The organism is Kineococcus esterisolvens (assembly GCF_050871405.1).
Taxonomy (GTDB): Bacteria; Actinomycetota; Actinomycetes; order Actinomycetales; family Kineococcaceae; genus Kineococcus.
This window is the reverse complement of the sequence record NZ_JBJLRI010000109.1, coordinates 1-9022: the sequence shown is the minus strand read 5'-3', so window position 1 is coordinate 9022 and position 9022 is coordinate 1. Positions and strand designations below refer to the sequence as shown.

At 74.8% G+C, this 9022-nt stretch carries 9 protein-coding genes; 7 read left to right on the top strand and 2 right to left on the bottom strand.

Annotated features, from left to right (window positions below; translation table 11 throughout):
* Positions 1-96: 96 nt before the first annotated feature.
* The 3 genes from ACRYR8_RS20195 to lipB all read left to right on the top strand — a co-directional run bounded on the left by ACRYR8_RS20195 (position 97) and on the right by lipB (position 2544).
* Entirely contained in the window at positions 97-1095 is a 999-nt protein-coding gene (locus tag ACRYR8_RS20195; RefSeq protein ID WP_432486055.1) for an FAD-dependent oxidoreductase, read from the top strand.
* Positions 1085-1822 (top strand): Type 1 glutamine amidotransferase-like domain-containing protein, encoded by a 738-nt coding sequence (locus ACRYR8_RS20190; RefSeq protein WP_432486056.1) that lies wholly within the window; start codon positions 1085-1087, stop codon positions 1820-1822. The genes ACRYR8_RS20195 and ACRYR8_RS20190 overlap by 11 nt, the downstream gene beginning before the upstream one ends.
* A gap of 71 nt (positions 1823-1893) precedes the next feature.
* The gene (lipB, locus tag ACRYR8_RS20185; RefSeq protein ID WP_432486063.1) at positions 1894-2544 is read left to right on the top strand and encodes a lipoyl(octanoyl) transferase LipB; all 651 of its coding nucleotides are present in this window, start codon (positions 1894-1896) and stop codon (positions 2542-2544) included.
* A gap of 28 nt (positions 2545-2572) precedes the next feature.
* Here lipB and ACRYR8_RS20180 read toward each other — a convergent pair whose 3' ends face one another.
* Positions 2573-3496 carry an LLM class F420-dependent oxidoreductase gene (locus ACRYR8_RS20180; protein WP_432486057.1) on the bottom strand — a complete coding sequence of 308 codons (924 nt, stop codon included), beginning with the start codon at positions 3494-3496 and terminating at the stop codon, positions 2573-2575.
* Between the two features lie 51 nt (positions 3497-3547).
* Here ACRYR8_RS20180 and ACRYR8_RS20175 point away from each other — a divergent pair, with 51 nt between their 5' ends.
* From ACRYR8_RS20175 to ACRYR8_RS20165, 3 genes are all read left to right on the top strand, one after another.
* Positions 3548-4945 carry a serine hydrolase domain-containing protein gene (locus ACRYR8_RS20175; RefSeq protein WP_432486058.1) on the top strand — a complete coding sequence of 466 codons (1398 nt, stop codon included), beginning with the start codon at positions 3548-3550 and terminating at the stop codon, positions 4943-4945.
* Positions 4946-5001: 56 nt separating this feature from the next.
* Entirely contained in the window at positions 5002-6018 is a 1017-nt protein-coding gene (lipA, locus tag ACRYR8_RS20170) for a lipoyl synthase (protein ID WP_432486059.1), read from the top strand.
* 97 nt (positions 6019-6115) lie between these two features.
* Positions 6116-6847, top strand: a complete 732-nt coding sequence (locus tag ACRYR8_RS20165) for a DUF4191 domain-containing protein (RefSeq protein ID WP_432486060.1) — start codon at positions 6116-6118, stop codon at positions 6845-6847.
* 42 nt (positions 6848-6889) lie between these two features.
* Here the strand turns inward: ACRYR8_RS20165 and ACRYR8_RS20160 are convergent, their stop codons facing one another.
* Positions 6890-7336, bottom strand: a complete 447-nt coding sequence (locus ACRYR8_RS20160; protein WP_432486061.1) for an RDD family protein — start codon at positions 7334-7336, stop codon at positions 6890-6892.
* Positions 7337-7545: 209 nt separating this feature from the next.
* Between ACRYR8_RS20160 and glnA the strand changes: the two genes are divergently transcribed.
* Positions 7546-8970 (top strand): type I glutamate--ammonia ligase, encoded by a 1425-nt coding sequence (gene glnA, locus ACRYR8_RS20155; RefSeq protein WP_432486062.1) that lies wholly within the window; start codon positions 7546-7548, stop codon positions 8968-8970.
* Positions 8971-9022: the final 52 nt, after the last annotated feature.

Genomic DNA, 9022 nt, shown 5'->3' with positions numbered 1-9022 from the left:
TTCAGCTTATTGTGGTAGGTGTTATTGTTGTGCGTGGGGCGGCGGGGGGGGGGGGCCGGGCCCCCCCCGGGCCCCCCCCCCCCCCCCCCCGGGCGGGTGTCCGCGGTCCACGACCCGCGCCGGCACCCGGCGGGCCTGGTGGAGGCGCTGCGCTTCCCCCTCGGCGGCGTCAAGGACAAGGCCGCGGTGGCGCGCTGGGTGGTGAGGCTCACGAGCGCAGGCGACCTCAAGGGCCCCGACTCCGGCTGGGCCGAGGCGCTCGACGAGGCGGGCGTGCACGGCGAGCTGCGCCGCGCGGTGATCGAGCCGTTCCTGGCCGGCGTGCTCGGCGAGGCGGACGGCACCACGTCGCGGCGCTTCGTGGACCTGGTGGTGCGCAGCTTCCTGCGCGGCACGCCCGGCCTGCCCGCCGGCGGGGTCCAGGCGCTGCCGGACCTGCTGGCCGCGTCCCTGCCCGCCGACTCGGTGGTCCTGGGCACCGAGGTGCGCCACCTGGGCCTGGCCCCCCGCTCGCTGGTCGCGGAGACCACCGCCGGAGGCGTCACCGCGCAGGCGATCGTCGTGGCCACCGACGCGGGCGCGGCCGGCCACCTGGTGCCGGGCCTGCCCGTGCCGGAGTCCCACGCGCTGTCGGCGTTCTGGTACGTCACGCCCTCCTCGCCCGCGCCGGCCTCGCGCGAGAAGCTGCTGCACCTGGACGGCGACCGCAGCGGGCCGGTGGTCAACACGGCCGTGGTCTCCGCCGTCGCGCCGAGCTACGTGCCCGCCGGCGACCGGCGCGGCCTGGTCAGCGCGCTGCTGCTGGGCCGGGACACCTCCGCGCAGACCGAGGCGCGGGTGCGCGCGCAGCTGGGCCGCGTCTACGGCGCGGACACCTCCGAGTGGGAGCTGATCGCCGTGCACGACGTGCCGCACGCGCTGCCCGTGCTGGAGCCGCCCTTCGACGGTCCGCGGCCGGTGGAGGTGGGCGACGGCATCTTCGCGACCGGTGACCACCGGGAGAACCCCTCGCAGCAGGGTGCGCTCGTGGCGGGCCGCCGGGCCGCCGACGCCGTCCTGACCCGCCTCGGGATGGGCCGTCGCCGTGCCGGCTGAGCGGCCGACGGTCGTCGCCACCTCCGGCGGCTGGAAGCGGCGCGAGCGCGGCGGGCTGGACTGGGCGGGCACCGCCCTGGAGGCGGTGCGGCTGGCGCGGGTGCCCGACTCCCGCCGGCCGCGGTTGACGTACCTGGGCACCGCCGGGGGCGACCAGCGCTCCTGGGCGGCCGAGGTGCACGCCGCCGGCGCCCGCGCGGGGTTCGACACCACCGTGCTGGACCTGTTCCCCATGCCCTCCGTGGACGACGCCGCGCTGCACCTGCTCGACGCGGACGCGGTGTGGGTGGGCGGCGGGTCGGTGGCGAACCTGCTGGCGGTGTGGCGGGTGCACGGGCTGGACGCCGCGTTCCGCACCGCCTGGGAGGCCGGGGTCGTGCTCGGCGGCGTCAGCGCCGGGTCGATCTGCTGGTTCACCGGCGGCACGACGGACTCCTTCGGTCCCGAGCTGCGGGCCGTGACGAACGGCCTGGGCCTGCTGCCGTACGGCAACGGCGTGCACTACGACTCCGAGGCGCGCCGCCGGCCCCTGGTGCACGCCCTGGTGGGCGACGGCACCCTCGGCGAGACGCACTGCACCGACGACGGGGTGGGCCTGGTCTACGCGGGCACCGAGCTCGTCGAGGCGATCGCCGAGGTGGACGGGAAGGGGGCGTACGTGGTGCGCCGCGAGGCCGGCGGCGAGGTCGTCGAGACCCGCCTGGAGCCGCGCCGGCTGCCCGGCTGAGGGCTCCGGCGCGGACGTACGCTGCGCGGGTGGCGACCACGGCGGACGGGGTGACGGGCGGCGCGGGCGTCCTGCAGGTGCAGCGGGTCCGGCTGGGCGAGGACCTGGTCGACTACCGCGAGGCGTGGGAGCTGCAGCGCGCCCTGCACGCCGAGGTCGCCGCAGGCGAGCGCGGGGGCACGGTGCTGCTGCTGGAGCACGAGCCCGTGTACACGGCGGGCAAGCGGACGAACTCCTGGGAGCGCCCGGTGGACGGCACCCCCGTGGTCGACGTGGACCGGGGCGGGCGCATCACCTGGCACGGACCGGGGCAGCTGGTGGGCTACCCCCTGGTGCGGCTGCGCTCGCCGCTGGACGTCGTGGGGTACGTGCGCCGCGTGGAGCAGCTGCTGATCGACGTGGCGGCGCGCTTCGGCGTCGAGGCGTTCCGGGTGCCGGAGCGCACCGGCGTGTGGGTGGCCACGGAAGCCCCGGCGGTGCCGGGCGGGCGGTGCGAGGCGAAGGTCGCCGCGATCGGGGTGCGGGTGGCGCGGGGCGTGACGATGCACGGGTTCGCGCTGAACTGCGACACCGACCTGCGCGGGTTCGGCTCGATCGTGCCGTGCGGGCTGCCCGACGCCGGCGTGGCGAGCCTGTCGTCGGCCTCGGGTCGCCGGGTGGGCGTGCTGGAGGCGGCGGCGGTGGTGGAGGAGCTGCTGCCGGCGGCGGGACTGGCGGGGTGAGCCGTCCCGCCCCGCCGCCGGCCGCGGCTCACAGCTGCGGGCGCACCTCCTGCGCGACCAGGTCCACGTGGTCCAGGTCGGACAGGTCCAGCACCTGCAGGTAGAAGCGGGTGATGCCGACCTCGGCGTAGCGGCCGATGGTGTCGACGACCTCGGCGGGAGTGCCGGCCAGGCCGTGCTCGCGCAGCTCGCCGGGCTCGCGGCCGATGGCCTGCGCGCGGCGGGTCACCTCGGCCTCGTCGCGGCCGCAGCACAGCACGAGGGCGGCCGAGCACGTCAGCTCGTCGGCGTCGCGGCCCTGTTCGGCGCACGCGGCGCGCACGCGGGCGATCGCGGCGGCGTTGTCCTCGACGCTGGCGAAGGGCAGGTTGAACTCGGTGGCGTAGCGGGCCGCGAGGGCGGGGGTGCGCTTCTTGCCGCCGCCACCGACGATGATCGGCACGCGCTGCTGAGCGGGCTTGGGCAGCGCCGGGGAGCCCTTGATCTCGTAGTGCTCGCCGGTGAAGTCGTACGTCTCGCCGACGGGGGTGCCCCACAGGCCGGTGAGGATCTCCAGCTGCTCGGCGAAGCGGTCGAAGCGCTCCTTCAGCGGCGGGAAGGGGATGCCGTAGGCGGCGTGCTCCTGCTCGTACCAGCCGGTGCCGAGGCCGAGCTCCACGCGGCCACCGGACATCTCGTCGACCTGCGCGACCTGGACGGCCAGCACGCCCGGGTGCCGGAAGGTCGCGGAGGTCACGAGGGTGCCCAGGCGCACGCGGGAGGTGTCGCGGGCGAGGGCCGCCAGGGTCGTCCAGGCGTCGGTGGGACCGGGCAGGCCGTCGCCGCCCATGGTCAGGTAGTGGTCGGAGCGGAAGAAGGCGTCGTAGCCGGCCTCCTCGGAGGCGACGGCCAGGCGCCGCAGCGTCTCGTAGCTGGCGCCTTGCTGGGGTTCGGTGAAGATGCGCAGGTCCACGACCCCGATCCTGCCCGGCGCTGCGCCGGGACGCTCTGGCAGGGTCGTCCCGTGACCACCGCGCCCGCCGTGCTGCCCACCACCGCCCGCTCGCTGGAGCACCTGCTCGCCGAGACGCAGGCGCAGCACCGGCTCCCCTCGGTGGTGGCGGGGATCGTGCGCGCCGGCGAGCTGGTGTGGACGGGCACCGCGGGCAGCGTCGTGTCCGACCCGGCCGGCGGGGACACCCCCGCGGCGGGCACGCAGTACCGCATCGGCTCGATCACCAAGACGTTCGTGGCCGCCGGCGTGCTGCGCTGCGCGGAGGACGGCCTGGTGGACCTGGACGACCCCGTGGGCCGGCACCTCCCCGAGCTCGGCACGCGGGGCGTCGGTGCGCTGACCGTGGGTCAGCTGCTGGGGCAGGCCTCCGGCCTGCAGGCGGAGACGGACGGGCCGTGGTGGGAGCGCACCGCCGGCGAGGGGTGGGATCAGCTGCGCGCGCTGCTGGGGCCGGGCGCGCTGCGCCACCGCGCCGGGGTGCGGTTCCACTACTCCAACGTCGGCTACGGGGTGCTCGGCGAGCTGCTGGGCCGGGTGCGCGGCGCGTCCTGGGACGAGGTGGTCGCCGAGCAGTTCCTGCGCCCGCTGGGCATGGACCGCACGAGCACGCGCCCGCAGGCGCCGGCGGCGCAGGGCTGCGCGGTGCACCCGTGGGCGGACGTGGTGCTGCCCGAGCCGGAGCACGACGCCGGTGCGATGGCCCCCGCCGGGCAGCTGTGGTCCACCGTGGAGGACCTGGCGCGCTGGGCGGGCGTCGTGGCGGACGGGGCGGGCGTGCTGCGCCGCGGGACGGTGGAGGCGATGCGCGAGCCGCAGGCCGTCGACGACGCGCGCGGCGCCGCGTGGGGTGCCGGCTACGGCCTGGGCCTGCAGCTGTGGAACACCGGCGGGCGCCGGTTCGCGGGTCACTCGGGCTCGATGCCGGGGTTCGTGGCCATGCTGCGGGTGGACGTGGAGACCTCCGACGCGGTACTGGCGCTGACGAACTCCACCACCGGCTTCGGCGACCTGCCGGTGCGGCTGCTGGCGGCGTTCACCGACGCCGAGCCGGCGTGGCCGAGCCCGTGGCGGCCGCGCGCGGTGGACGCGGACGTGCTGGAGCTGCTGGGCCCCTGGTACTGGGGTCCGGCGCCGCTGGTGCTGCGCGCGGGCCGCGACGGCTCGCTGGAGCTGAGCGGCCTGACGGGCCGGGCCCGCTCGTCCCGCTTCGCGCGCGACGCCGCCACCGGCGCGTGGCGCGGCCTGGACGACTACTACGCCGGGGAGCTACTGCGACCGGTGCGCGGTGCGGACGGTTCGGTGAGCCACCTGGACCTGGCGAGCTTCCGCCTGACCCGGACCCCCTACGACCCGGGCGCCGACGTGCCCGGCGGCGTGGACCCGGCCGGCTGGTGCCCGGCGACGTGACCGACGTCGCCCGCCGCCCCCGCGGTGGCGGCGCGGTGGCGACGTACCCTGAGCGGGTGACGATCGCACCCGAGGGACGGCGCATGCTCCGCATCGAGGCGCGCAACGCCGAGACGCCGATCGAGCGCAAGCCGTCCTGGATCCGCACGAAGGCGCGCACCGGTCCGGAGTACACCGAGCTGAAGGGCCTGGTGAAGTCCGGCGGCCTGCACACGGTGTGCGAGGAGGCGGGCTGTCCCAACATCTACGAGTGCTGGGAGGACCGGGAGGCGACCTTCCTCATCGGCGGCTCGGAGTGCACCCGCCGGTGCGACTTCTGCCAGATCGACACCGGCAAGCCCTCGCCGCTGGACCGGGACGAGCCGCGCCGGGTGGCCGAGAGCATCCGCACGATGGGCCTGCGCTACGCCACGATCACCGGGGTGGCCCGCGACGACCTGGCCGACGGCGGGGCGTGGCTCTACGCCGAGACGATCCGCCAGACCCACGCCCTCAACAGCGGCGCGGACGGCCACGGCACCGGCGTGGAGATCCTCGTGCCGGACTTCAACGGCCGCCCCGAGCTGCTGCAGCAGGTCTTCGACGCCGCCCCGGAGGTCTTCGCGCACAACGTCGAGACGGTGCCGCGCATCTTCAAGCGCATCCGGCCGGCGTTCCGCTACGAGCGGTCCCTGGACGTCATCGCGCAGGGGCGCGACGCGGGCCTGGTGACCAAGTCCAACCTCATCCTCGGCATGGGCGAGACCGACGAGGAGGTCGTGGACGCGCTGGCCGACCTGCGCGGGGCGGGCTGCGACATCGTGACGATCACCCAGTACCTGCGGCCGAGCCCGCGCCACCACCCGGTCGAGCGCTGGGTGAAGCCGGAGCGCTTCGTGGAGTTCTCCGCCGAGGCCGAGCGGCTGGGCTTCGCCGGGGTCATGGCCGGGCCGCTGGTGCGTTCCTCGTACCGGGCCGGGCGGCTGTGGGCGCAGGCGATGCGCCGGCGCGGCGTGGCGATCCCCGAGCACCTGGCGCACCTGGACCGCGAGGTGCCGGCGGCGCAGGAGGCGGCCAGCCTCCTGGCCCGCTGACGCCTCCCACGACGGCCCCTCCCGACGGCCCCCACTGCCGTCCCGCGCGTGCGCGGGGCGGTGGGGCCCCCTGCCCGCGAGCCGTATCCTTGGCCCCATGGCACGACGTGAGACGCCCGCGGGCGCGACCCCGGCACCGAAGCCCAAGAAGCAGCGGTGGAAGCGGCTCCGTCAGCTGAAGCAGGTCTACGACATGACGGTGCGGGCGGATCCCGCGACCAAGTGGTGGATGCTGCTGGCCGTCGGCGGGCCGATCCTGCTGGGCGTCGTGATCGGGCTGATCACCGGCCACTGGATCTACTTCCCCCTCCTGGGGATCATGGTCGGCGTCCTCGCCGGCATGTTCCTGCTGGGCCGCCGGGCCGAGCGTGCCGCGTACGTGAGCATGGAGGGGCAGAAGGGCGCCCCCGGCGCGGCGCTGAGCTCCATCCGCCGCGGCTGGACCGTGGAGCAGGAGCCCGTGGCCGTGGAGGCCCGCACCCAGGACATGGTCTTCCGCGCGGTCGGCCGCGCCGGGATCGTCCTGGTGGGCGACGGCCCGCCCACCCGCGTGCGCAAGCTGCTGGAGGGCGAGCGGCGTAAGGTGGCCCGAGTGGCCCCCAACGTGCCGGTGCACGTGTTCACCGTGGGTGACAGCGGCGCTGAGGGCGAGGTCCCGCTGCGCAAGCTGGCCTCGAGGGTGCAGCGGCTGAAGCCGACGCTGACCAAGCAGGAGGTCGCCGCGGTCGTCAAGCGTCTGCGGGCGCTCGGCGGGGTGCGCGCCCCCGTGCCGCAGGGCGTGGACCCGCTGCGCGCCCGGCCGGACCGCCGGGCCATGCGCGGGCGCTGAGCCCCGCCCGCGACCTGGCACCCAGGCCCGGCCGGCCGCCGGTCACCGTCGCACGACGACGGTGCCGGCGGCCTTGTCGTGCAGCCCGCGGCGGTCGGCGTCCCACACGACCGCGGGGATCACCAGGACCACGAGCACGCCCCGGAGCAGACCCCGGGCCGGGCCCACGGGGGCGGGGCGGTCCAGGCGGCGCACCGCGGTGCCCGCCACGGCGTGGCCGATGGTCATGCCGATCGTGGACACCAGCAGCACGTGCATGAGCAGGAACACCACCAGCGGCGCGAACTGCGGGCCCAGCGCGTCCTGCAGGAAGGCCCGGCCGATGAGGGTGGCCAGCGCCCAGTCGACGGCCAGGCCGGCCACGCGCCGGCCCCAGCCGGGCACCGAGCCGCTGCCGGTGGCCGGCAGCCCGAGGCGCACCCCGGGCACCGGCTGGTCACCGTCCCCCCGCGGGCCGGGCGCTGCGCTGGGGGCCGGGCGGCTCGTCACGACGCCACCCTAAGCGCCCCACCGGGCCGGGCCACCCACCACCGCGGGCGCACCGCCCGCCACCGCCCGGACACCGGCCTGTCCCCGGCCGGCACCACTCGCGTAACGTGGCCGAAACGTCGGCGACACGGGGGCGAAACGACGCCCGCCTACCGTCGGCGCGTCCGCGGCGGCTCGAAGGCCGGGCCGGTTCCGTTCCTGGAGGTTGGATGTTCAGCAACTCCGAAGAGGTCCTGAAGTACATCAAGGATGAGGACGTCAAGTTCGTCGACATCCGCTTCTGCGACCTGCCGGGTGTCATGCAGCACTTCAACGTGCCGGCCGCATCGGTGGACGCGGACGCCCTGACCGAGGGCCAGATGTTCGACGGCTCCTCGATCCGCGGCTTCCAGGCCATCCACGAGTCGGACATGAAGCTGATCGCGGACCCGACCTCCGCCTTCGTCGACCCGTTCCGGGCCGAGAAGACCCTGGTGATCAACCACTCCATCGTCGACCCGTTCACCGACGAGCCCTACAGCCGCGACCCGCGCAACATCGCGGCCAAGGCCGAGGCGCACCTGAAGTCGACCGGCATCGCCGACACCGTCTTCTTCGGCGCCGAGGCGGAGTTCTACATCTTCGACGACGTGCGGTTCGAGACGAACCAGCGCGAGTCGTACTACCACATCGACTCCGTCGAGGCGGCGTGGAACACCGGCCGCTCCGAGGAGGGCGGCAACCGCGGGTACAAGACCCGCTACAAGGGCGGCTACTTCCCCGTCCCGCCGGTCGACCACTTCGCCGACCTGCGCGACGAGATGTGCGTGGAGCTGGAGAAGGCCGGCCTGACCGTGGAGCGCTCGCACCACGAGGTGGGCACCGCCGGCCAGGCCGAGATCAACTACAAGTTCGACACGCTGAAGAACGCGGCCGACCAGGTCCTGCTCTTCAAGTACATCGTGAAGAACGTCGCGTGGCGCAACGGCCGCACGGTCACCTTCATGCCCAAGCCCCTCTTCGGCGACAACGGCTCCGGCATGCACTGCCACCAGTCGCTCTGGAAGGACGGTGAGCCGCTCTTCTACGACGAGAAGGGCTACGGCGGGCTGTCGGACCTGGCGCGCTGGTACATCGGCGGCCTGCTGCACCACGCCCCGTCCCTGCTGGCGTTCACCAACCCGACGATGAACTCCTACCACCGCCTGGTGCCGGGCTTCGAGGCGCCGGTCAACCTGGTGTACTCGGCGCGCAACCGCTCGGCGTGCATCCGCATCCCGATCACCGGCAACTCCCCCAAGGCCAAGCGCCTGGAGTTCCGCGTGCCGGACCCGTCGGCGAACCCGTACCTGGCGTTCTCCGCGCAGCTGATGGCCGGCCTGGACGGCATCAAGAACCGCATCGAGCCGGCGGACCCGATCGACAAGGACCTCTACGAGCTCCCGCCCGAGGAGCACGCGAACATCAAGACGGTCCCGTACTCGCTGCCCGCGGTCCTGGACGAGCTGGAGAAGGACCACGAGTACCTGCTCGACGGCGGCGTCTTCACGTCCGACCTCATCGAGACGTGGATCGACTACAAGCGCACCAACGAGGTCGACCCGATCCGGCTGCGCCCGCACCCGCACGAGTTCGAGATGTACTTCGACATCTGAGCCGACCGCTCGGAACGTCGTCACGCCGTGCCCGGCACCTGCGCGCAGGTGC

What these genes read in the sequence shown, in the direction of transcription:
- ACRYR8_RS20165 (WP_432486060.1), top strand. Translation starts at nt 6,116, where the DNA reads ATGGCACGACGTGAGACGCCCGCGGGCGCGACCCCGGCACCGAAGCCC.
- glnA (WP_432486062.1), top strand. Translation starts at nt 7,546, where the DNA reads ATGTTCAGCAACTCCGAAGAGGTCCTGAAGTACATCAAGGATGAGGAC.